This window comes from Candidatus Nitrotoga fabula, from assembly GCF_905221025.1.
GTDB classification, from domain to species: Bacteria; Pseudomonadota; Gammaproteobacteria; order Burkholderiales; family Gallionellaceae; genus Nitrotoga; species Nitrotoga fabula.
This window is the reverse complement of the sequence record NZ_CAJNBL010000022.1, coordinates 16067-38699: the sequence shown is the minus strand read 5'-3', so window position 1 is coordinate 38699 and position 22633 is coordinate 16067. Positions and strand designations below refer to the sequence as shown.

Here is a 22633-nt window from a genome sequence, read left to right as displayed (position 1 = left end):
CTTATCACTTCTGAACGATCCGGAACAGTCTGGTTTCGGCATAAAAACATGGCAACCATCTTTCTCTGGTAAAGCCCTGAACAGCTTAAACCATGGTAAAGCCTTCTTTTCCCTCACCTGACATGTACTGATACCAAGCAGCCTGTAAACACCGCAAAAACCAAGAATTCCTGTGCCCAGAATCAGGATACCCAGCCATCCCCATGGCCCAATTTGGCCACTAGCCGCCAAAACAATCAAAACCAGACCCGCCACGATCCGGACTACGCGATCCACGCCACCCACGTTTTTTGTCATGGTATTCTCTCCCTATCAACCAGATTACCGCAAGGTCTTGCAGCACCTGCCCAATTCAAGCTCGAATGGCTGCTGGACTATCTCAAGCAGTTTCCATACCGCCATCAAAAGACATGGTTGTCAACGCCAGTTCAATATTAGAGGCAAGGCTGTTCGCATATTTTTCCGCTTCAAATAGACGAAGCGAATGATAATATCCGGCTTTCACCCGAAAATATTCAATATCAGCCAATAAAATTTTTTTTGTTTCGTCATTATTCATTGCATCACTCCAGATGACTGTACCGACATGCAGACTCTGCTGGCAGGCTTATAATTTTTTTACATTATGTTCGATTCTGACAGCAATTTCTGTGCGTTATCGAACAATAGCAACAGAACTCTTCCTGTTTTAATTCCATGAACTGGGATTTTCCCCGGATAAAATTCCATCATGCTAAAGTTTCAATGAATTGCAGTCTTTAAATGGAATCCACAAGCCCGAATCAGAAATATAGGTTGCGCGATGCACTGCACCTGCCCAGCCTGAATGTCAGCCCCGTCGAAACATTCCCAGCACAATAATGATTGATAATTAATCGCACTTACATTATTATCTTGGCATAAGAATAACTATCTCCTTAGCTTCTCTCTCCCGGCAGATTTTTGCAATCTGCCATTTTTTTCCCTGAATTTCCTCTGAAAAGCCAGGAAGCAAGGCGGAACCACTCCGGTTGGACACACACAGGCCACCCGGATAGCATCCAGCTGGCATACACTTCCCATGCAACGATCTGATCAGCCAGATATCCGGTCAAACTGGTTGCATCTGGCAACATTCAAACTTAAATTGAGCCTGATATTAAGGATACAGGTCAAATCAGTCGGCATAGACTGGTTTGACCTCGACTCCGAATCCAGAGCCTGTAGCGGAGATTCCCTCTGCGAAAATCCTTCGTCAGCAATCCATTCCCATGATACGCGGAACAGGGGAACCCGTGAGGGCGACTTTTCGCTGTTAGAACCCGGATCGCACCCCCTTCAAAAACCGGCAAACCTTGTTTTGCAAACAGTGCTGCAACCCGGTTGCGATAACTTCAGATCCTGAGCCGGTTCCTGCCTTCTGGCGCTTATAGCGGACTGGTTTTGTAGTATTCGCTGGCGCTTACACCGGCATTCTGCTTGTCTTTAGCATCCTTCTTTTCCTCGTCTTCGATTACTTCTCCGGTGGTGAGATCACATTCCACCTCCCATTTTTTTCCGTCCGCTCCCTCGATCTCGACTTCAAATTTCGATTTCCCGTCTTCCTTTTCAAATTCCACTTCTACGATCCCGCCCGGATGCTTTTTCAGCGCGGATTGAATACACTGATGCATTTTCTGGTTATGCTCATCGTAGTTACAAATCTTCATGCCTGATTTGTCCTTGGATCCTCCATCCGCATACGCCGATACCATGCCGAATCCAAATGCACTGGCTATCAGGATTACACCGATTGTTTTTTTCATTTCAGTCTCCTTTTGATTGATCACAGAAAAATTATAGTTCCAATACGCTGAAAACCACGCAACACATTTTTTCCAGAATGGATAACAGGATACATTATATATAATGTATCCGTTTCATTAAAAATCCCACAAAACTGCATTCCGGCTTTCGGATGATAACTGTATAGGAATACAGAACATCCGTCCAGTTCCTGAAATTGCAGAACGGACTGCTTAAGTGGCATGCATTCCAACCCAGGATAATCCAAAAATGAAGAACCAGAAATTCTTCTGTACATAACATTTCTTAAGACAGGGATATATGTCCATACACAGACATTCACACGTTGCATCCGATCGTCACTGGATCATCATGTCTCAAGATCAATACCCCATGAAAATCCCTGGTGGAAAAAATCTTACCGGTAAATTATAGTAAGCAAGATTTACCCACATCATGAGGCTTGCCTGTCCAACCCGAACTGGATTGATTTACTGGAGAAGAAAATGAACCCTATTTCTACAGCCATACTTGCAACCGCAGGACTGCTCATTTCAGGCTCCGTGCCTGCTGTCGACATGCCAATGGAAGGAACGGCCAGATGCGGCAAATGTCATGCCATAGACAGTAGCAGCATGAGCCCTTCTTTCATGGAAATTTCCGAAAAATATAAAGGAGACAAGGACGCGGTGAAAAAAATTGCCGCCAGCATTACCTCCGGTGGTTCGTTTGGCTGGGATTACGGAGAAATGCCGGCAAAAGGCATGGGCGCAAGCGATGCGGAAATCCAGTCACTGGCAAAATTCATTGCAGGGCTGACGAAATAAGCCACATCCAGGCTATCTGCATGACCCATTCACCCAGTTACCGGTACCGATCCACAGCAAACATTTATCTGACGCGCAACCCGATCCTTTTCATGGATTCTCTCCTAAAACGACGGCAATATACCAGCTTAACCCTGCTTCAGAATTGAAATTCGATTTGCGATCCATTCCTGCCAGTTGCAACTGTGGCTGCGTTCATGCAGCCGTTCCGCATACTGCATGGATTTTTCATTCCGGGAAAAAAGGCAGGATTAAGAATTCATATTATATGAACTGCATTCCATTATTAAAATTCAAGTAGAATCCTGTTGTCAGCGGATTTGCTGACCGGGTCACCAGAATGCAGCATCCGACCTCTTATAAACGAAAGGAGACTTGCCATGGCTGGAAAATTTGAAATATACAAGGACAAAGCTGAGGAATTCAGGTTCAGGTTAAAGACAAGCGACGGAAAAATTGTACTGGTAAGCGAAGGCTATACCGCAAAATCCGGATGCACCAACGGAGTGGAGTCGGTAAAAAAGAACGCACCAGAGGATGCCCGCTATGAGTGCAAGCAAACGCAGAGCGGGAAATTCATGTTCAACCTCAAAGCAACCAATGGCCAGGTTATCGGCACCAGCGAATCTCATGAATCTGCCGCTGACCGTGACAAAGCAATAAAATGGATCCAAAACGGAGCACCCGATGCCGATGTAATGGACATGACCACTTGAAGTTCACTATTGACTGCAATCGCAATAGTATCTGGCAGCCCCCAGTTTAGGTAGGGGAGCTGCCAGATCGGCCTGAATCGACCGACTGCAGGCACAAAGACATTTCACGCAGATTTCTCAGATGAGCTGCGTTTCCAGATCAGGCCAAGCAGCGGAACCAGGAGCAATGCCCACAGCCATTGCCAATTAAAACCCTGCTTTTCCTCTACGTCTGGAGACAACGCTGTAGATTCGGACATACCAGCTGACCCGGGGGCAGCAGCCTCGACTTTGGATTCCTCCATTCCCTTTCCAGGCGCAGAAACCGTTTCGGAAGGCTGGGCAGCCAATGTACCCGCTTCTGCCTCTTTAATCATGCTCTGCCCCGCAGCTTTCCTGGCAACTTCCCCCTGGGTTCCCGCAGTCTGTACACGCTTCGACCCTGCCGCACCGGATAAAGCTTTATGCTGATCCTTCCTTGCCATTTTCTGCCCGGTTGCAAACCTGGCAGCACTGCCTGCATCACTGGCCACAGCCAGCCTGGCCGCTTTCCGCGCCTTCAGCGCATCGGTTTCCGCCTTGACCGCAGCCAGCTCTGCAGCCAGCCTGGCCGCCTTGTCCGCATCACGTGCGGCTGCCTCCCTGACTGCAAGCGTTTCCGCCCCGGCTTGGGCAGCGGCCGCCTGAGCGGCTTTTAGCTCCGCAGCCAGCCTGGCTGACTTTTCCGCATCACCAGAGGATGCCAGTCTGGCCGCTTCTCTTGCCGCAGCTGCTTCCGCCTCTGCTTTTTCCCGTGCCATCCGGGCAGCTTCGAGTTCGGCGGCCAGTCTGGCCGCTTTCTCTGCTTCATGACTGGCTGCCGCGCGGGCCGATTCCCTGACCGCGGCTGCTTCCGCCTCTGCTTTTTCCCGCGCAATCCGGGCAGCTTCGAGTTCGGCGGCATGAAGTTCTGCCGCACGCGCCGCCTGCAACAATGCCTCTTCTGCTCCTGATTTCGCTAAAGCCGCCCTGGCCGCTTCCCGCTCAGCGGCCAGTCTCGCTAATTTCTCCGCTTCGCGGATTTCAGCCGTTCTTGCCGCCATGTTTTCTGCCTCTGCCCGGGCCGCTGCCGCTCTGGCTGCTTCCAGCTCTGCCAGCATTCCGGCATTCCCCTTATCCATTACCACAGTGGCTCTGGCTGCTTGCCTGTCGGCCACCGCATCGGCTTCCGCCCGGAGTGCCGCCTCTCTGGCTGCATTAAGTCTCGACTGATCCAGCTCGGAAGTCCGATCTGGCCCCGATAGAACCTCTTCTGCTGCAGCAATAGGAGCATCCGCGCCAGCAGAAGTACGATCCATCTTCTTGATGTCGACTTCCGACGGTTCATCGCTGGCACACGCAGCCAGCAAGGCTGCCAAAACTACCCCGCTCATCGAGTTTTTCATGATTCCTCCTGTATCAAACAGCAATGCTTTCCAGTGTTATGAACAACTTTATATAGGAAAGCGCTTTTCAAAAAATAACGACCCTGGTTTATTTCATTACATCTTGAAAACCGGACATTCTTTTTCGCTTGAAAATGCATAAGCAGCTACAGTCTGTTGGATTCCTGAAATTCAATCTGTACGATATCGCACATAACGGTTCAAAATAATGAACACACCCATAAAAAATTAATGGCCGGAAAATAAAACTGCCAGTTTCACCAGACAACCTGTCATACGCGGTGAACCCGCCTACACATCCGCTGTGCTGTTATCATTTTTCTGATTCGATTTTCGCTTCTTCCAGAGCCAGCCGACAGCCACAACCAGAAGCACTACCCATAGCCACTGCCAATTGAACTTCCGTGCTGCTTTCTGTTCCGGAATAGGAGCAACATCCGAGGCCTTGTCGAGAGCATCTTCGATATTCGCAACCGCACTTTCAGCCTGCGCATCTCCCGAAGATTTTTCCTGTGCAGGCATCCCTGCAGAATTGACTGCCGCATCCACCGGGGCGGCATTCGCCACTTCTGTCTCCAGAGCGGCCTCGGCCCGCTGTTCCCTGGTAGCGCGGGCTGCATTTTCTGCTTCACGCCGGGCGGCCGCATCCGCTTCTTCCCTTGCAGCCTTTTCTCTTGCGGCTTGCATCCGGGACTTTTCCTGTGCATTTGCACGGGATTTCAGCAATGCAGCTTCTTCTTCCGCCTGTTTCGCCGTTGCTTCCCTTGCGGAAGCCTGTTCCCGAGCACGAGCATCATTTTCTGCGGCAAGCTCATCGGCGGCCGCCTGTGCCTCCTCCCGTTTCGCCTCAGCCTCGGCCTTTTCTTCAGCCACGCGAATTTCGGCCAGCCGGGATTTTTCCAGTTCGGCAGCCTGCTGCGCCTGCAAACGGGCCGCTTCTGCCGCCACATTTTTCGCGGCTTCATCCGCTGCAGCTTTTACCGCAGATTGATCAGCAGGTGAAAGCGATTTCCCGGTTTTTGCCGGTTCCTGTTCAAAATCTCCGGGCGGCGGCTCATCACTGGCACAGGCTGCCAGCAGAGTTGCAAAAATGATTCCAATCACCTTATTTTTCATGTCTTATCCTTTTTCAGATAGAGAAAACTGGGTTTTGCTCGTTTATCCTTATTCAACACCATAAATGACCCAATGATTACATTAACGGATCAAGCTGCATCCTGCTGAAATTCTTTTACCGATTGCATAAGGATATTCAAAAAAGCACTCTTACACGTATTGAATACAGACTGAATGTTCTCTGTCCATTTAGTCTGTACGGTATCGCACATAACACTTAAAATACCGGAAAACCAGCAAACGGTGAACCCGGTCGGGAAAAATTTTCCCAAGACCGAACCAGATTATTGCAGCAATTCTTCCTTGAGCATTCTTTTACAGGATGTTCGCTTAGCCAGCAATCCACGGGCCGCCTGGTTGCTGCGGGCAAGCCCCAGAAAGCATATCCCGGATTCCCTGAAACCCAGCACGAATAACCTTGAAATATTGGAAACTCCACCTGCGGACAGGGTTGCATCAGGTGACTGAGCTGTAACGCGAAAAATCATTCCGGAAGCAACGCCATGCGGATTAATCCAGATTTCTGCAGGCGCTTTCCCTACATTGGGGAAATGACCGAACTGGTTTTCTTTTTCATATACCACTTCATCTTCGCTGGACCATATTGTTTTCCCGGCCCGAAGGTCGATCCAGGAACGCTCGTCACTGGAAACCACATACAGGTGAAGCGGCAATGAGCGGAATCTTGCTCTGAAACGGCACTCCCCCACTTCCAGACTGCGGGCATGATAGAAGGAGGCAACCGGATGCGGCGGTGTCATGCAGAAAGGTGCACTCAACGAAACATATACGCTACTTTCTTTAGCATGAACAGAACAGGCCGCAAACATGAACCATGCCAAAAGTAAAAAATGGGCGAATCTCATGATTGTGCAATCCTGAAGACGCGATAGAAATGCTACAAGCCCAATTTTTCAGCGGTTTTAGGACCCACCAGTCCGTCCGGAGCCAACCCCTTCCCAGACTGGAATGCCATAACCGCAGCATGTGTGGTCGGGCCGAATATCCCATCCGGGATCAGTTCCGCCCCAAAGAAATTTAGTCTTTCCTGCAGGCGGCGCACCTCCGGACCGCGGTCTCCGATGCTCAGTGCAGGTTCAGGAGCCTCCATGCCATGCCCCAGAAAGCCTGCTTGATGGAATTCCCGTATCCGATCCTCTCCAACCTCGAAATGCATGCCATCCTCGGTTCCAAATCCGGCGCCCCAGAACCATCCCTGCTCATTGAAAAATGGGGCAAGATCCACCAGTCCCTGCAGCACCTTGCCATCGCCCCTCCTGTCAAGCTGGTCGTTGATTTTTATATCGATCGCAGTTCCCCACGAATGATTGCTGATCGCTCCTATCTGCGTGCCTCGAACCAACCGGCAGCAAAGCATTCCCGCCGTACCCAGGGATGCGTATAGCCCTGGATGAATTTTCTTGACCTGATTGAATATCCTGCGCAGATCCTCGACAGCGGGTTTTAGACCGGTTACCCTGAATGGCCCCACATCTTCCAGGACGATCTGCATCTTCAGTGTTGCATTGGTGATGGCCTGGCAATCAACATCATAAGAAGAACGGGGATTCCCAAGAAGGGCCAACATAGTTTGCTGCCTGGCACTTCTCACCCCCGTATTCATATCGGCCGGTACATCGGTAAGATCATTTACGCTCACGATTCGCTCCCTCTATCCATGTGTTTCTGATGATAGCCCATGCAATCCGTATCGGTGGGCCATGCCAAGCCATCCAGCCATTTCCCGCGCCAGGTGGATCACTTGTGATCCTAATGTGAAGCTGACGATGAACTCGACAATACCGGTGCAAGCATGAAGGCAGGCCGGAGAAGCTGGAATGAAACCAACCCGCCTTGCCTATCCGGAAGGAACTTTGCCTGCAATTTTTGTGGATAGAGCGAGGAATTTCATGGAGCCGTAAGGCGCCAGCAAAGGAATATTTTTAGTATTGTTCATAATATTTTCCCCCATGATCAGTGCATGACAAACTGTATCACAATTTCCACAAAAAAATTCAATCCGGATAAAGTTCTGTGTTCACGTGTGCATTCTTCCTTTGACCGCGACAGGTACTGCTTCCCCGGCAGAAGATCAAACTTCGGCAAAAACGGGCAAACCAGCCAGGCTGGTTCCCATCCTTCCGCGGCAATCTGAATTGTGTCATGGCATCCAGTGTTCCATTCAGGAATGGCAATCTGTCCTGCGTATCACCTCGCCCTCGATGATCTTGCCTCTGATGAACTTACCGCTCATGACCTCTTCCCCAATCACTTCCCCTGCGATTGCATCCCCCTCGCCCACCTCATTACCCGATGAATCATGCTTCCTCATATCCCGTGTTCTCCACCACCAATATCCCCATGCCCCTAACCCGGCAACCAGTATCATAACCAGCAACAGGATTGAAAACATCAGAGACAGGGCAACCAGGGTAGTCGTTGCAACCACACCTGTGATCTTGCGCAGCAAACCGTGAGAATTTGAAGAAGGATACGGAAGTTTTTTCATTGAATTTAAAATCATGGGTCAGTATATTTCCTGAAGTCAATCAGGCTGGCTCTTTGAAGAATCTTGTACGGCAAAAGAACCTCCATGCACAGATTCCCGTCGGAACTGAAGCCCGGAGCCAGTCAGCCTGTTAAAATATTTTTTACCGCATTCAGTCAAATTAACACACATACGCCTGCCAGTTTTTTTCCTGCAGAACCGTTCTTAGCGTCTGTCCAGGAGTACATTCAATCCGGCTGTTGAATTTGCAACTATGATCCTGCAAAGCACGTTGCAGCCAGGCTGCATCCGGTTGCTGCACGCGATTCAATCGAAACTGTTTGATCTGCATTGGGACCATTTTCAGTTCAACCAGCATTCCAGTACCGGGATCAATATCAATAAAATACATCAGAGTCAAGTCGCCGCGATAGTTTTCATGACCCCTGATTCCTTCATAGTCATTCAGAAAATCCCCACAACCATACAGAATAAGTTTTCGCTTGTACACTTCCAGCCCGATGGGATGATGGGAAGAATGGCCATGCAGCAGGTCCACACCGGCAAAATCGATAAGCATATGCGCAAAATCGATGCATTCCTGAGAAATCTGATACCCCCAGTTTCTCCCCCAGTGTATGGAAAACACCACCACATCACCCGGACATTTCACCTGACGTACCCTTGCTGCGATTTGATCTACCGTCCTGCGGGACAAATCCGCCAATAAATTCACCCCTGCCAGACCGGACCGGGCAGACCATTCTTCCGGAATCCCGCTGGATACAGCACCATAAGCAAACACAATGATCCTGCCCCTGGAAGTCACATCCAGAATAGCCGGAGCCTGGGCCTGCTTCAGGTTTGCTCCTGCCCCTACGGTCCGGATGTGGACCTTTTCCAGCGTATTCAATGTTTCTGCAAGCCCGGCGTACCCCCAGTCCATGACATGATTATTCGCAAGAACGCAGCAATCAATTCCTGCGGCTGAAAGACATGCGACATTTCCGGGATGCATACGATAGTGTATGCCCTTGTCCGGCCAATGTGCATTACTTTCTGTTATGCTGGTTTCCAGATTGATGATGCGTGCATCGGGTGCATTCTGGTTCAATACTGCAAGCGCATCGCCCCATATGTAATCAAAACCGGCTGGCCTGCGAATTGCCCCATTGGCCTTCTCTGCAAGATCGACATACCGTCCGGCATCACGAACGTAAGGTTCATGCAGCTGCGGGGCACACCGGAAAGGCAAGATCTGATCAACTCCTCTTCCCGGCATCACGTCGCCACACACAAACAGCCGGATAGGTGTGCTCAACGGAGACACAGGGTCGCCCATTTCTCAACGGATACATTAACCGGCATCCGGGTCTGCAGCATCCCCGGCAACCAGCAGAAAAAATCTCCGCATCTCATTTGAAAGCTCTCTTACTGCAAAGAATGCTCATAACCCGTTCAATGACCGGATAACCTATATGACGCCCGACGGAATACGCGCAAGGTACTGGGGAGCAGCTTCCTCCAGTTCAACCAATGGACTGCCAAAAACGGCCTGAAATTTTTCAGTCGCGCCACAATTGCAAACGCTGTCAATTTTCATCGAGTAGTAATTGTCGCGCGTGATGAGCTTTCCAGGCATGTGTTCCATCATCAGCGCTTGCAAATAAGACAGGCGGTCATTCAGTCCAATGACCATGGAATGATGCCCGGTAATCTGCACCACATATTGCACCAATTGCTTCAGGGTGTAGATTTTGGGTCCGCAAAGGTCATAGCTCTGGCCAAAGGTGGCGGGATCGGCAAGGCTTGTTGAAAATGCGTGAGCAACATCTCCGACGAAAATCGGCTGAAATCGGGCATCAGGCGAAGCCAGCGGAAATACCGGAAAAAATCGCGTCAGCCTTGCAAACAGGGCAAGAAAGGCGTCTCCCTCTCCAAATATGACGGACGGCCTGAAAATCGTTGTCGTCAAGCCGCTTTCCATCACCTCCTGCTCTCCTGCTGCCTTGGAACGCAAATACTCGCTGGGCGCGTCCCTGCGGGCATTGAGCGCACTCATATGCAGCAGTCGTTTGATACCATTTCTCCTGCATGCCGCCACAATCTTCCTGGGCAATTCAACGTGCACCGCGGTAAAATCTCCACGCAGAATACCGGCCAGATTGATAACTGCGTCCATGCCGGCCACTATTGGTTCCAACTCGGCAGCATCATGGACATCCGCTTTCACCATCTTCAGCCCCGGCAGAACCAGGTTCTGCCGGGTTTGCGTGAGGCGGCGCGTGGGGATAACCACGCTGCACCCCATAGCACTGAGTCTGTGCGCAAGATACCTGCCTACAAACCCGCTACCACCAATGATACAGGCTTTACCGATCTTCATGGAACCTTCCCTCTGACTAATACCCTGAAATAAGCGGTACACGCGGACAATATTATAACCGGGCAAAAAATTTTCATCCCCTGGACAGCAGAACCTGGCTATAGCGGATAGAACGGATCAATACGGGCTTCCAGAAAACTCTCGGATAAGACAGGCCGCAGGTTGCTCATGCAGAGATGTCGCATTGCTCAACTCGCTGACGGGCGAATTTCCGAAGCAAAGCTTGCAACAATTGCCCACCACCTCGGACCATTCCCCGCTGTCCGGATACTGATGCAGCACTACGAAAACCTTCGACTCCAAGCGCGCAGGAAAAAGCTGAACGCCTATTCAGTCACGGTTGTCCGGCTCTCCGGGATACGAGATGCATCTCCGTGTCTGGTGATCACCAGTTTACTGACATCCAGTCCTTTCTTTTCCAGCCGCCTGAGCAGGCTCTGGTAGGCCGGCTGTCCGACCTCAGGGGTCCTCGATAACACCCATAGATACTTGCGTTCCGGCTCGCTCACTGCTGCCAACTGGTACTGCTCATCCAGATCAATAATCCAATAATCTCCCCAGACAGCAGGAATGAAAGAAAGCCAAGCGGGTGCAAAGCGAACCTTGAGCCTGGAAGACGTCCCCTCTCCCAACTGCTTGGCAACGCCGATTGCTTCATCCATTTCACCACTTTCCAGTTTGCAGCGGTTCACGACCTGGATGCTGCGATCTTCCCTGATGGCATATTCCGCATAGGTATCGCTCACGCATTTTTGCTGGAAAAGGTTCGGAAATTTTGCAATCTCATACCAGATTCCCATATAACGGGGAACATCTAATGACGGGATGGGAATCAAAGGCTCCCGGGACGCCGGAAAACTTGCCGCTTTCCCATCATTCGTAGCCATTGCACTGGCAATGAACGTGAACAAAGAAAAAATCACGAGGATCCGCTTACATTGCATGTGTATCATCTCCGTGGTGAATTTTTAAAAACCCCTAAATCCAGCCCATAAATATAGGTAGAAATGTAAATATTATATATATAACAATCTGTTTCCATACCAACCATTTTTATGGTTCGGAATAATAAATTGAATACAATTCAGAAAGTTGAATTCCATCTGCAGATTTTCCCGGCAAGGTCCAGACTCTTCCATTCTGTGAATCCTGTTGATTATGACACCCTTACCTGAGCATGAAACCCATGAAAACAGCAATCATGCGCAAATTCACGTCCGTAATTCAGCAATTGCATATAATTGCCTTCCGTTATCGTACAACAATTCGAGGCACAATATGCGTGCAATGATTCTGAACACTCCGGGGTCACGATTGCAAATGACCGATTTGCCTCTCCCTGCATGCGGCCCGAACGACATTATGCTCAAGGTCAGTGCCTGCGGTGTATGCCGCACGGATCTTCATATTCTGGATGGAGAACTGCCATATCCGAAATTGCCACTGGTTCCGGGGCATGAAATCGTTGGCACCGTGGCAATGAAAGGGGAGCTGGTGGAAAATTTTGCCATCGGCCAGCGACTGGGCATCCCCTGGCTAGGCCGAACCTGCGGCTTTTGCCATTATTGCACCGATGGACGCGAAAACCTGTGCGACCAGGCAGGTTTTACCGGTTACACGCTGAACGGGGGATACGCGGAATTCACCGTGGCAGACTCTCACTACTGCTTTCCCGTACCCGAATGCTATAGCGATGCAGAAGCGGCTCCCCTGCTTTGCGCTGGACTGATCGGGTATCGTGCCCTAGTTGCAGCGGGAGATGCAAAACGGATCGGCATTTATGGATTCGGCGCTGCTGCCCACATCATTACCCAGCTGGCCATCTGGCAGGGACGGACAATCTTTGCCTTCACCAAACCAGGAGACCAGCCTGGACAGAATTTTGCCCGGGAACTTGGTGCGGCATGGGCCGGAGACTCGAACACAGCGCCACCCGACAAAATGGATGCATGCATTCTGTTCGCACCGGTCGGAGCACTGATACCGCAAGCACTGCACCACACTGCAAAGGGCGGAACTGTCGTTTGCGCTGGCATCCACATGAGCGACGTGCCCGGATTTCCCTATTCCATCCTATGGGGGGAGCGCACGATCCGCTCCATTGCCAACCTAACCAGGCGTGACGGAGAGGAATTCCTCAAAATCGCCCCCAAAGCAGGCATCCGGCCCACAGTAGAGCTTTTTCCCCTGCATCAGGCAAACCAGGCTCTCGATCACCTTCGGAACGGCAAGATTCACGGCGCAGCAGTGCTGACCATGCAGGCTTAACCAACCGGGTAAACCTGAAATAACCATGTGCAAATTTACCTGCCTGTTCCACACGGATACAGCATACTGGAAAACAAATACGCTAATGGCATCACATACTCTATTAACCGCCGGCAGAAACCAGGAATTCCGAAAGCAGTTTTATTAGTGGACAGCAAAGATACTTCATACATGTACTATGCCTGCCCTGCCCGTAGCCACCCTGTCGCCTAACTTCCTCCAATCCTTAATTCCCGGGCTGTAAAATTACAGATAGTTCACGCTTCTCACCCTGACGTACCACGGTAATCTGGACTACATCCCCTACCTGATGCTCATCAAGCCGCGCCAGCAGCTTCGGCACAGAATCCACACCTTTATTACCGACAGCCACAATAATGTCGCCAAGTTTCATATCCTGCTGGGTCAGAGTTACGCCCTTGAGGCCGGCCTTTTCTGCAGCCGACCCAGCGTGTATCCGCAGCACAACCACGCCCCTGATACCAGCGATAGCAGTCAAACGCTCGTTTATTTGCTGGTCGACGTCTATACCCAGCGCCGGGCGCAGGTATTTGCCTTTTCTGATCAATTGCGGCACCACACGCATAACGGTATCCACAGGAACAGCAAAACCAATACCGGCGGAAGCACCACTGGGGCTGTATATGGCGGTATTAATACCTATAAGCCGACCCGCTGAATCCAGCAGCGGCCCTCCCGAGTTCCCGGGATTGATCGCTGCATCCGTCTGGATCAGATGCTCGATGGCAGAGCCACCATTTCCAGCAAGAGAGCGATCCAGCGCTGATACAATTCCGTTGGTCAATGTCCAGTCCAACCCGAATGGATTGCCAATGGCAAAAACCTTCTGCCCCACTTTCAGATCGTGACTCGTCCCGATTGGGACAGGCGGCGGACGCTTGAAACCCACCCCTATGCGCAGCACCGCAATATCGTGCGCAGGGCTGGCACCCACCAGAGCTGCCTTGTAGTCCCTCCCGTCAGCCAGTTTTACTGTAGCACCGGAAGCGTTCTCAATCACATGATAATTGGTTACCACATGACCAGCGTCATCCCAGATAAATCCTGACCCTGTCCCCCTGGGCACGGAAAAGACATCGCGGGTCCACAAATCGCGTACCAGTGTGGCAGTGGATATAAACACCACCGAATCCCGCGATTTTTCAAACAGTTCAATCGTACTGATTTCATCGGCAGCCAAATCCCCACGCGCAGTAACAATACGGGACTGCCCCTCGGGAGGCATCCATAAAGACTCGATCGCCGGCAACAGCGTTTTCCATAACACCATCAGTACAGCCACCAACGCGCCTGTAAACCACAAGCGGCGAAAAAAAGGGTCGGAAGGTTTTCGGGGAGATTCAATACTCATAAAAGCAATCCAAGGATCAATGAAATTTATATTTTAAAAAATCATATAATTAACAGCATGATACCAGACCGGACAATGTGCCGGAGGTATTGCAAAAAAAGTCAAACGAAGCCATGTTCCTCTTGCTGCACATTCATGCACCGTATACGACTCCGGCCAAAATTATTAGAACCCCTATACCCTGGTCACATCGGCTCAAAGTCCCCAGTCCATATTTAGATAGCATCAAATCATGCCAAGATCAATTTTGATTCCAAAATTAAAGACTACTTTAAAAATACAGGCATAATTTCAATTCCCATCCCATCGCCCTTTATCGGCAAGCCTGATCTCACGGGCATGCTAGAATTTATCCCATTTCCCGGATACCGGAAGTTAATCGCTCCTCATGACTAGCGCTACCAGCAACCTGTTTGTTAATTTTTTTTCTGGCCTGGAAATCTCCAGTGCCCTGTGGCAGATCACGGTACTCATTGTCAGCCTCCTGCTGGCCTTGGGAATCAGCTACTGGTTGCGCACACGTCTGCCAAAAACCGGGAATATTCCAGAAATCCGTATATCTGCCATCTACCGGATCGGCTTTCCTCTGATTGCTTTGTTACTGGTTCTGATAGGAAGGGATGCACTGAAGCACTGGCATTCCGTAAATATCCTGAATATCGCGGTTCCTCTTCTGTTTGCACTGACGCTAATTCGTTTGATTATCCATGTTCTACGCAAAGTCTTTAAATCCAGCCAATGGCTGGAAAGCTCCGAGCATTTCATTGTTTTAACGGTCTGGACAGGTTTTGCCCTGCATCTTACGGGATATCTCCCGACCGTCATGAACACGATGGACTCACTGGGCTTCCAAATCGGCAAACAACGGGTCTCACTGCTACTTATCCTGAGTGGAATTCTCTCCTTCCTGTTTACCATGCTACTGGCGATGTGGATAGCAAACGCACTGGAACACCGGATCATGGTCAAGGAAAAACTGGATATGAATCTGCGTGTCGTCCTGTCCAAACTTATCCGCGCCTGCCTATTCGTTTCCGGTATTCTGATTGCATTGCCTTTGGCAGGTATTGATATTACCGTGCTTTCAGTTTTCAGCGGAGCTTTAGGCGTAGGAATAGGTTTTGGCTTGCAAAAAATCGCCAGCAACTACATCAGCGGGTTCATCATCTTGCTGGATCGAGCAATCCACCCGGGTGACATGCTCACTGTCGACAACTGTTATGGCAAGGTTTCGCAGCTTACTACCCGCTATCTTGTCCTGCAGAACGGAGACGGTACTGAATCCATCATTCCAAACGAAACCCTGATCAGTTCTCCGGTAATCAACCATACCTATACCAACCGTAAAGTACGTCTGAGCATCCCGGTACAGATCAGCTACCAGAGTAACCTGCACCGTGCAATGGAAATCATGAAGCAGGCGGCGCTTAAGCATCCCAGGGTACTCACTGATCCAGAGGCCAAAGTCTTCCTAAAATCATTCGGTGATTTCGGTATCAATCTGGAAATGGGTGTCTGGATCGAGGATCCTGAAGAGGGACGGCTCAGTCTATGCTCCGATATCAATATGGAAATATGGAATGAATTCCAGAAATCAGGCATTGAAATACCTTATCCGCAACAGGAAATTCGCATGGTAGACAAAAACTCCACCTGCTAATATCACACGCCAATTTTCAGAAAAAAACCATAATTGTTGCTATCTAATACAGCATTCATGACGGCTGGAAACATGGAATATGGAGCCCAGAAAAATTGGGAACGCAGAAAAATAAATTCGCACCGGAAACACAAAAAATTTCCATGAACCATGCCAAACTGTTTAATATAAAATGAGCAGCACGATATCATTGGAATATTGAAGTCATGCAGGCATAGCAAATATGCATAGACCGGTTCAAACACCATACTTGGGAAAAAGAAGCTTCTTTTAAAAACCAAACCCTGTACAATAATTAAATCAGCAGCAGTGCCAGAGAATTACCATACAATCCGTTTTCCCTATTTCGGCCTGCCTTGATACACCGATGCTGATGGCTGTAGCAATCCAATACCATAAACAAGGAGAACTATTATGAGCATAATGAAAGAATTTAAAGAATTTGCCGTAAAGGGTAATGTGATTGACATGGCTGTCGGGATTGTCATTGGGGTTGCGTTCGGGAAGATCATCTCTTCATTTGTCGCGGATGTCATCATGCCACCAATCGGAGTATTCATAGGCGGGGTAGATTTTTCCAGTCTGGCATTTACCATCCGGGAAGCAAGCGGAGATTTGCCTGCAGTTCTGATCAGCTATGGAAAATTTATCCAGACGTTGATTGATTTTCTGGTCATTGCATTTGTAATCTTTATGGCATTAAAAGGCATCAACTCACTGAAAAAACCAGCAGAAGAAGCACCAGCAGAACCCCCAAAACCATCCAATGAAGAAGTTTTACTCAAGGAAATCCGTGACTTGCTGAAAGAACGGAAGTAGCCCAGATACTACTGCCTGTTTCCGCCAGAGATTAAACTGAATTTCTGAAAGCAATCATTAAATGGGCATAGGAACCCGGATCGTTAGATCCGGGGGGTATTACCATGATAACCCGCCGGTATCGCAACAAGCGTCTTAAGCGTCTTCGGGTACATGCGCAGGCAAACATTTCTATGGTCCAGCTTGAAACATACCAGCTTACCTGAAATCAACATACCTCAAGACCGGACTCACCACAACAGTCCAGGCAAACTTCTCTTGTAACAGGCAAACATAATTTGTTGTCTGTTACAATTAAAATGCTATGTGGAACAAGAATGCTATCCCCTTTGCCCATTTGATCGACCAGGCGATCACTCCCAAACGATGGGTCAGAAATCTCTTTAGAAAAGTGACTGGGGTATTTTCCAGGGAAAGTCGCGACCCAGTTCATATTATCCAGTTGACCACAAATTCAGCCTACCCGCCAACTCTGCAAGGAACAACCACCCCTATCATGCAGACCGCGGAGAGGAAATCATACAATCGGGTCGCAAGCCTGGCACGCTACAAGACCCGTCTCTCTCATACCCGGCTCAACTCGATCGGTTCACTCCGGTTCGAAACCAGGTCGCCCCTTGTTCAATCCTACATTCAGGCGCTGCCAATCCGGATTGAAATTCCATTTTCTCTATCCGGTTATTTTCTGGCCTGTCCTTTCCAAGAAAAGAGAAGCGGATGATCTGGCAAACCCTGACGGCAGTTCGCGATCTCGGCCGCCTGCATAATATCGCCTCCATTCTGATCCGTTATGGATTTGGCGACATGGTTCGCAGAATGGGGCTTGCCAGCGCACTTGAACGCGCCGGACATGCATTGCACTGGAGCAATGCAAGGGAATCTGCCAATTTGCCCCCCCCTGCAAGGGCCAGGAGAGTGCTGGAAGAACTGGGGCCAACTTTTGTCAAGCTAGGTCAAGTACTATCCAGCCGTGTCGATCTTTTCGATCCGGACTGGATCGCCGAATTCAGCAAGCTTCAGGACAGCGCACCAGCAGCTTCCTTTGCGGAAATACACCAGCAGCTCACCGAAGACCTGGGCGCTCCCCCGGAAAAAATATTTTCATTCTTCGACCCCGAGCCTCTTGCAGCTGCATCCATTGCTCAGGTGCATCGTGCTCGACTTGAAGATGGCAGCGAGGTAGTGATCAAGGTACGCAGACCCAACATCCGCCCGATCATTGAAGCTGACCTACGCTGGCTCATGCGCTTCTCGGAACTTGCCGAAAGGGAGAGCCCTGAACTGCGGCGTATCCATCCACAGGAATTGGTCCGTCAGTTTGCCCAGTCGTTGCGACGAGAGCTCGATTTCGCCAGCGAATCCCGCAATGCCCAGCGTATCGCGGAAAATTTCGCGGGGTATGTTGATCAAAACGACCACTGCGATACAACAGCTGATCTCTCGTACAAATCTCCTCCTGCACTGCCTGTCATCGTCATTCCCAGTGTTTATTGGCAATGGACAGGCGAGCGGGTGTGTGTTCAGGAATGGATCGATGGGATCCCAGGCCGCATGCTGTCTTCCGTGGATCAGGCCGGTCTCGACCGCAAATTACTCGCGCGGCGCGGTGCACATGCGGTACTGAAAATGATATTCGAAGATGGCATTTTCCACGCCGACCCGCACCCTGGCAATGTATTCTATCTCCCCGGCAACCGCATAGCCTTTATTGACTTCGGCATGGTGGGGAGACTCACCGAAGAGCGTCGTAACCAATTAACCCGACTGCTGCTGGGTTTGATCGAGCACGAACCCGGGCGTGTTGTTAACATCCTGCTGGACTGGGCAGGCAAGGAAACCGTGGATGAAGAAAACCTGACCCTGGAAATACAAACCTTCGTCGATCAGTACCACGGAGTAGCATTGAAACAGCTTAATCTAGGCACCATGCTTTCCGATCTCCTGGCCATTCTGCGTTTTCACCAGCTTTCTCTTCCTCCCGACCTGGCACTGCTGGTCAAGGCATTCATCACCCTGGAAGGGATGGGGCGCGAGCTGAATCCGGACTTCAACATGGCGGACGAGGCGATGCCCGTGTTGAAGCAAGTAATGCACCGTCATTATACCCCAGCCGCACTCATCAAACGCGGCTGGCGCGTAGCTGGTGAAACCATGGAGCTGCTCGTCGATTTACCCCATAACCTTTCCCAGTTATTGCGTGCTGCCCGACGCGGCCGTCTGGAAATCCATGTAGATATCACAAATCTAAAACACGTTGGCAACCAGCTGGAAACATCAGCAAATCGTCTGGTAGTCGGCATCGTAATCGCCTCGCTCATCATCGGATCATCTATTGTAATGACTGTACCGGGTGGCCCCAGCCTGCTCGGACTCCCCATATTCGGTATACTCGGCTTCCTCGGCGCTGCAATTGGCGGCATATGGCTCGTATTTTCTATCTGGAAAAGCAGCAGAACCAACCGGGAGTAAACGATACCGCCGGGAAACAACCTGCCAGGCATACGTCTGTTCATACTGCTGCAAATACCGGATCCATGTAATCCTCGTCCCCCATTAACTATAGTCATCCTTATCGTACCCCTGACAAGCTTTCGATTTCCACCAATCCACCTTGGTTACACGAAATTGATTATCCAGAAAAATTTCCGCAGTGGATGAATACAGATTTTCCGAAATAATTTATTTCATGGACAAAATGCTTCCGGATATTCTGTAATGTGTGCTACCGCACAGATCAATTTTTGAATTTCTTTATGATGCATTGTCATCACGATGATTGGCTGATCAGCAATCGAACTTTACCTGAATTAATCGGTCATAACAGTTAATGATAAATAGCCAAAAACCGAAGCGCCCTGATGGTATCTTTCTTTGCAAGGGCGGGCTGTTTATGCTTGGAAATTCGTAACCGGGATATTTTTTATCACTGAAACTAACCAAAGGAGAAAAACATGGCTAATATTGTTCCTAAATCCCCATTGTTTGGCAAAATCGCTCGCTTCGATCCATTTCCAAATATTGATGAATGGTTCAAGGATTTCGGGCTGCGCCCCTTTTCTGCGGAAATGGAGAGCGCCCCGGTAATCAAGGTTGATGTATCTGAAAATGACACTGCCTATACCGTACGCGCAGAAATCCCTGGAGTAAAAAAGGAAGATGTCAAGGTACAGGTAGACGGCAACCGTGTCTCCATCAGCGCCGAAACTAAGCAAGAAAAGGAGGAAAAGAAGGACGAAAAAGTCATTTGCCGTGAATGCTATCAAGGTGCAAGCTACCGGAGTTTTTCCCTGGCCAGTGAGATAGACGAAAGCAAAGCCGAGGCAAAATATGAAAACGGTATCCTCGAGCTCAAGTTGCCGAAAAAGACTGGAAAAACATCCAAGCACCTTGAAATCAAGTAACCCGGGCGCTTTAAGTCAGGTGTGCATTCTCCGTCCGTCGTGTGAACGCATCCATACCGTTCGGACGGAGAAAATGCTGCATCATACCGTGACGATCATAAAGGCTGACCCCACATATGCTATACCATGGCCTGACAATGCAATAATCATGAAATTGGGGTGTACTTACCTGGATCCAGATTATGCCGGCAAAATATATATTATTTCATGATACAGCCCGTGCAAAAATCGCTGAGGGCGTAAATATACTTGCAGACGCGGTCAAAATGACCTTGGGTCCGAGAGGGCGCAATGTCATTCTGGATCGCACATTCGGAACACCTTTGGTCGCGAACTCCGGGGTCATCGTGGCAAAAGAAATCGAGCTTGAAGACAGGTTTGAAAACATGGGCGCACAGATGGTCAAAGAGGTTGCCAGCAAAACCTCTGATGTCGCAGGAGATGGAACAACCACAGCAACAGTCCTGGCACAGGCCATCGTCAGGGAAGGGATGAAATATGTCACAGCAGGCATGAACCCGATGGATTTGAAACGCGGCATTGAAATTGCCGTTGATGCGATCGTAGAAAATCTTAAAAAAAATTCAAGACCATGTACCACAAATAAAGAAATCAAGCAGGTAGCATCAATTTCTGCCAATTCCGACTCTTCCGTAGGAGAAATCATTGCCCAGGCAATGGAAAAAGTTGGCAAGGAAGGAGTTATTACCATTGAGGATGGCAGGAGCCTGCAAAACGAACTGGAAATCGTGGAAGGAATGCAGTTTGACCGTGGCTACCTATCCCCTTATTTCATCAACACCCCTGAAAAACAGCTTGTTGTGCTGGATGACCCATACATCCTTTTGTATGACAAGAAAATCAGCAACATCAGCAGCCTGCTGCCAATTCTGGAACAAATCGTCAATGCACACGGTTCCCTGCTGGTTATCGCCGAGGATATAGAGGGAGAAGCGCTGGCAACCTTGGTATTCAACCACATTCGTGGCATCCTGAAAACAGTCGGAGTGAAGGCCCCCGGATTTGGCAACCAGCGCCGCGCCATGCTGGAAGACATCGCCATTCTCACTGGAGGCACAGTAATCACCGAAGAAATCGGACTCAGCCTGGAAAAAATCACACTGGAAAAACTTGGGAAAGTAACACGTGCAGAGGTTGGAAAAGAGCATACCACGCTGATCAGCGGAAAGAAAAGCACCGAAAATATCCATAAACGCATCCGCCAGCTCCAGGACGAAATCCATGTATCCAGCAATAAATTCGACAGTGAGAAACTCCAGGAACGCATAGCCAAACTCGCGGGGGGAGTCGCGGTAATTCGCGTAGGCGCAGCTACCGAAACCGGGATGAAAGAGAAAAAAACCCGGATCGAAGATGCAATGCATGCAACCCGTGCTGCGGTCGAAGAGGGAATCCTGCCCGGCGGCGGGGTGGCACTGCTACGTAGCAAAGCGACTCTCAGCAGAATGAAGGGTAAAAACGAAGATCAAAATGCTGGCATCGCCATCGTACTGCGTGCATTGGAAGAACCATTACGACAGATAGTTACCAACGCTGGCGGAGAGCCTTCCGTTGTCCTCGCCAGGGTGCTGGAGGGTAAAAACAATTTTGGCTATAACGCAGCGACAGAAGAATACGGCAACCTCATCAAAATGGGAATTCTGGATCCCACAAAGGTAACACGTTCAGCTTTGCAGAATGCAGCATCGGTCGCAAGCCTGATTCTTACCGCGGATGCCATGATTGCCGCAGTACCGGATATAGCACCAGTGGCACCCAATGAAATGGGTGTCATATAAATATAACCAGAACAGCAAATATACAAACCCGACAAAACTCTTATTGCCATTTCGAAAGGATCTGTATCATGACCCACCCTAATTTAACCGCTGGTTTTCAAAAAATTTCCCGGCATGACGGCCTTTTCAAAGAATACGTACATGACGCTTATAAAGCCAAGGGGAAATTGCAGGAACCCTCTGTCTGCACGAAATGCAATGCAGTATTTCACAATGGGCGCTGGCAATGGCAACCAGCCCCTGCCAATGCCAATGCCAATGCCAAATGCCAATGCCAATGCCAATGCCCACAGCATAATATGTCCTGCCTGCCACCGTGTACAAGATCATTATCCTGCCGGCTTCATTACCCTGAAAGGCGATTTTTTTCACGCTCATCGCGAAGAAATCATGCACCTGGTCCACAATCATGAACAGCACGAAAAAAAAGAACATCCGCTCAAACGCATCATGTCTGAAGAAGATAAAGATGGCACAACACTGATTACCACCACCGATATCCATCTGGCTAGAGGTATCGGAGAAGCCCTGCATCATGCGTATCAGGGTGAGCTTGAGTTTCATTACAATCCAGAGCAGATTCTGTTGCGAATCAACTGGACCCGTTAGCCGGA

22 protein-coding genes are annotated in these 22633 nt (G+C 49.6%); 10 read left to right on the top strand and 12 right to left on the bottom strand.

Annotated features, from left to right (window positions below):
* The 3 genes from KJA68_RS11035 to KJA68_RS06070 all read right to left on the bottom strand — a co-directional run.
* Window positions 1–297, bottom strand: a 297-nt coding sequence (locus tag KJA68_RS11035) for a YgaP family membrane protein (protein ID WP_213036050.1), incomplete at its 3' end; no start/stop codon positions are given.
* Between the two features lie 82 nt (window positions 298–379).
* Entirely contained in the window at window positions 380–559 is a 180-nt protein-coding gene (locus tag KJA68_RS06075) for a hypothetical protein (RefSeq protein WP_213036049.1), read from the bottom strand.
* Window positions 560–1406: 847 nt separating this feature from the next.
* The gene (locus KJA68_RS06070) at window positions 1407–1784 is read right to left on the bottom strand and encodes a PepSY domain-containing protein (protein WP_213036047.1); all 378 of its coding nucleotides are present in this window, start codon (window positions 1782–1784) and stop codon (window positions 1407–1409) included.
* A gap of 486 nt (window positions 1785–2270) precedes the next feature.
* Here KJA68_RS06070 and KJA68_RS06065 point away from each other — a divergent pair, with 486 nt between their 5' ends.
* Both KJA68_RS06065 and KJA68_RS06060 read left to right on the top strand, forming a co-directional pair.
* Entirely contained in the window at window positions 2271–2591 is a 321-nt protein-coding gene (locus KJA68_RS06065) for a c-type cytochrome (RefSeq protein ID WP_213036045.1), read from the top strand.
* A 380-nt stretch (window positions 2592–2971) separates the two neighbouring features.
* A complete protein-coding gene (locus KJA68_RS06060) occupies window positions 2972–3307 on the top strand; it encodes a YegP family protein (protein ID WP_213036044.1) in 336 nt (111 codons plus the stop codon).
* A 104-nt stretch (window positions 3308–3411) separates the two neighbouring features.
* Here KJA68_RS06060 and KJA68_RS06055 read toward each other — a convergent pair whose 3' ends face one another.
* The 8 genes from KJA68_RS06055 to KJA68_RS06020 all read right to left on the bottom strand — a co-directional run bounded on the left by KJA68_RS06055 (window position 3412) and on the right by KJA68_RS06020 (window position 11644).
* Window positions 3412–4710, bottom strand: a complete 1299-nt coding sequence (locus tag KJA68_RS06055; RefSeq protein ID WP_213036042.1) for a hypothetical protein — start codon at window positions 4708–4710, stop codon at window positions 3412–3414.
* Window positions 4711–5001: 291 nt separating this feature from the next.
* Window positions 5002–5826: a hypothetical protein gene (locus KJA68_RS06050; protein ID WP_213036040.1), complete on the bottom strand. Its 825-nt coding sequence runs from the start codon at window positions 5824–5826 to the stop codon at window positions 5002–5004.
* A gap of 284 nt (window positions 5827–6110) precedes the next feature.
* Window positions 6111–6692, bottom strand: coding sequence for a hypothetical protein (locus KJA68_RS06045; RefSeq protein WP_213036039.1), 582 nt, complete (start codon window positions 6690–6692; stop codon window positions 6111–6113).
* Between the two features lie 32 nt (window positions 6693–6724).
* Window positions 6725–7486 carry a peptidoglycan-binding protein gene (locus tag KJA68_RS06040; protein WP_213036038.1) on the bottom strand — a complete coding sequence of 254 codons (762 nt, stop codon included), beginning with the start codon at window positions 7484–7486 and terminating at the stop codon, window positions 6725–6727.
* Window positions 7487–8008: 522 nt separating this feature from the next.
* On the bottom strand, window positions 8009–8350 hold the full coding sequence (locus KJA68_RS06035) for a hypothetical protein (RefSeq protein WP_213036037.1): 342 nt from the start codon (window positions 8348–8350) through the stop codon (window positions 8009–8011).
* 145 nt (window positions 8351–8495) lie between these two features.
* Window positions 8496–9656 carry a CapA family protein gene (locus KJA68_RS06030; RefSeq protein WP_213036036.1) on the bottom strand — a complete coding sequence of 387 codons (1161 nt, stop codon included), beginning with the start codon at window positions 9654–9656 and terminating at the stop codon, window positions 8496–8498.
* A 132-nt stretch (window positions 9657–9788) separates the two neighbouring features.
* Window positions 9789–10700 carry a complex I NDUFA9 subunit family protein gene (locus tag KJA68_RS06025; RefSeq protein ID WP_213036035.1) on the bottom strand — a complete coding sequence of 304 codons (912 nt, stop codon included), beginning with the start codon at window positions 10698–10700 and terminating at the stop codon, window positions 9789–9791.
* A 326-nt stretch (window positions 10701–11026) separates the two neighbouring features.
* A complete protein-coding gene (locus KJA68_RS06020; RefSeq protein WP_213036034.1) occupies window positions 11027–11644 on the bottom strand; it encodes a lipocalin family protein in 618 nt (205 codons plus the stop codon).
* 334 nt (window positions 11645–11978) lie between these two features.
* On the opposite strand from KJA68_RS06020, the gene KJA68_RS06015 reads away from it, so the two are divergent.
* On the top strand, window positions 11979–12968 hold the full coding sequence (locus KJA68_RS06015; protein WP_213036033.1) for a zinc-dependent alcohol dehydrogenase family protein: 990 nt from the start codon (window positions 11979–11981) through the stop codon (window positions 12966–12968).
* 226 nt (window positions 12969–13194) lie between these two features.
* Here KJA68_RS06015 and KJA68_RS06010 read toward each other — a convergent pair whose 3' ends face one another.
* On the bottom strand, window positions 13195–14340 hold the full coding sequence (locus KJA68_RS06010) for a S1C family serine protease (protein ID WP_213036032.1): 1146 nt from the start codon (window positions 14338–14340) through the stop codon (window positions 13195–13197).
* Between the two features lie 388 nt (window positions 14341–14728).
* Here KJA68_RS06010 and KJA68_RS06005 point away from each other — a divergent pair, with 388 nt between their 5' ends.
* The 7 genes from KJA68_RS06005 (at window position 14729) to KJA68_RS11030 (ending at window position 22628) form a co-directional block, all read left to right on the top strand.
* Window positions 14729–16000, top strand: coding sequence for a mechanosensitive ion channel family protein (locus KJA68_RS06005; RefSeq protein ID WP_213036031.1), 1272 nt, complete (start codon window positions 14729–14731; stop codon window positions 15998–16000).
* A gap of 414 nt (window positions 16001–16414) precedes the next feature.
* The gene (gene mscL / locus KJA68_RS06000) at window positions 16415–16819 is read left to right on the top strand and encodes a large-conductance mechanosensitive channel protein MscL (RefSeq protein ID WP_213036030.1); all 405 of its coding nucleotides are present in this window, start codon (window positions 16415–16417) and stop codon (window positions 16817–16819) included.
* A 304-nt stretch (window positions 16820–17123) separates the two neighbouring features.
* The gene (locus tag KJA68_RS05995; RefSeq protein ID WP_213036029.1) at window positions 17124–17540 is read left to right on the top strand and encodes a hypothetical protein; all 417 of its coding nucleotides are present in this window, start codon (window positions 17124–17126) and stop codon (window positions 17538–17540) included.
* Window positions 17537–19288 (top strand): ABC1 kinase family protein, encoded by a 1752-nt coding sequence (locus KJA68_RS05990; protein WP_213036028.1) that lies wholly within the window; start codon window positions 17537–17539, stop codon window positions 19286–19288. The genes KJA68_RS05995 and KJA68_RS05990 overlap by 4 nt, the downstream gene beginning before the upstream one ends.
* Before the next feature lie 482 nt (window positions 19289–19770).
* On the top strand, window positions 19771–20220 hold the full coding sequence (locus KJA68_RS05985) for an Hsp20/alpha crystallin family protein (RefSeq protein ID WP_213036027.1): 450 nt from the start codon (window positions 19771–19773) through the stop codon (window positions 20218–20220).
* A gap of 182 nt (window positions 20221–20402) precedes the next feature.
* Window positions 20403–22019 carry a chaperonin GroEL gene (gene groL / locus KJA68_RS05980; protein WP_213036026.1) on the top strand — a complete coding sequence of 539 codons (1617 nt, stop codon included), beginning with the start codon at window positions 20403–20405 and terminating at the stop codon, window positions 22017–22019.
* A 258-nt stretch (window positions 22020–22277) separates the two neighbouring features.
* Complete coding sequence (locus KJA68_RS11030; RefSeq protein WP_320412109.1) at window positions 22278–22628, top strand: BCAM0308 family protein; 351 nt, start codon at window positions 22278–22280, stop codon at window positions 22626–22628.
* Window positions 22629–22633: the final 5 nt, after the last annotated feature.

Coding starts and splice junctions, on each gene's coding strand:
- KJA68_RS06075 (WP_213036049.1), bottom strand. CDS start 559: ATGAATAATGACGAAACAAAAAAAATTTTATTGGCTGATATTGAATAT.
- KJA68_RS06025 (WP_213036035.1), bottom strand. CDS start 10,700: ATGAAGATCGGTAAAGCCTGTATCATTGGTGGTAGCGGGTTTGTAGGC.
- KJA68_RS06050 (WP_213036040.1), bottom strand. CDS start 5,826: ATGAAAAATAAGGTGATTGGAATCATTTTTGCAACTCTGCTGGCAGCC.
- KJA68_RS06035 (WP_213036037.1), bottom strand. CDS start 8,350: ATGATTTTAAATTCAATGAAAAAACTTCCGTATCCTTCTTCAAATTCT.
- KJA68_RS05995 (WP_213036029.1), top strand. CDS start 17,124: ATGTGGAACAAGAATGCTATCCCCTTTGCCCATTTGATCGACCAGGCG.
- KJA68_RS06020 (WP_213036034.1), bottom strand. CDS start 11,644: ATGCAATGTAAGCGGATCCTCGTGATTTTTTCTTTGTTCACGTTCATT.
- KJA68_RS05985 (WP_213036027.1), top strand. CDS start 19,771: ATGGCTAATATTGTTCCTAAATCCCCATTGTTTGGCAAAATCGCTCGC.
- KJA68_RS06030 (WP_213036036.1), bottom strand. CDS start 9,656: ATGGGCGACCCTGTGTCTCCGTTGAGCACACCTATCCGGCTGTTTGTG.
- KJA68_RS05990 (WP_213036028.1), top strand. CDS start 17,537: ATGATCTGGCAAACCCTGACGGCAGTTCGCGATCTCGGCCGCCTGCAT.
- KJA68_RS06045 (WP_213036039.1), bottom strand. CDS start 6,692: ATGAGATTCGCCCATTTTTTACTTTTGGCATGGTTCATGTTTGCGGCC.
- KJA68_RS06010 (WP_213036032.1), bottom strand. CDS start 14,340: ATGAGTATTGAATCTCCCCGAAAACCTTCCGACCCTTTTTTTCGCCGC.
- KJA68_RS06015 (WP_213036033.1), top strand. CDS start 11,979: ATGCGTGCAATGATTCTGAACACTCCGGGGTCACGATTGCAAATGACC.
- KJA68_RS06070 (WP_213036047.1), bottom strand. CDS start 1,784: ATGAAAAAAACAATCGGTGTAATCCTGATAGCCAGTGCATTTGGATTC.
- KJA68_RS06060 (WP_213036044.1), top strand. CDS start 2,972: ATGGCTGGAAAATTTGAAATATACAAGGACAAAGCTGAGGAATTCAGG.
- mscL (WP_213036030.1), top strand. CDS start 16,415: ATGAGCATAATGAAAGAATTTAAAGAATTTGCCGTAAAGGGTAATGTG.
- KJA68_RS06055 (WP_213036042.1), bottom strand. CDS start 4,710: ATGAAAAACTCGATGAGCGGGGTAGTTTTGGCAGCCTTGCTGGCTGCG.
- KJA68_RS11030 (WP_320412109.1), top strand. CDS start 22,278: ATGCCAAATGCCAATGCCAATGCCAATGCCCACAGCATAATATGTCCT.
- groL (WP_213036026.1), top strand. CDS start 20,403: ATGCCGGCAAAATATATATTATTTCATGATACAGCCCGTGCAAAAATC.
- KJA68_RS06005 (WP_213036031.1), top strand. CDS start 14,729: ATGACTAGCGCTACCAGCAACCTGTTTGTTAATTTTTTTTCTGGCCTG.
- KJA68_RS06065 (WP_213036045.1), top strand. CDS start 2,271: ATGAACCCTATTTCTACAGCCATACTTGCAACCGCAGGACTGCTCATT.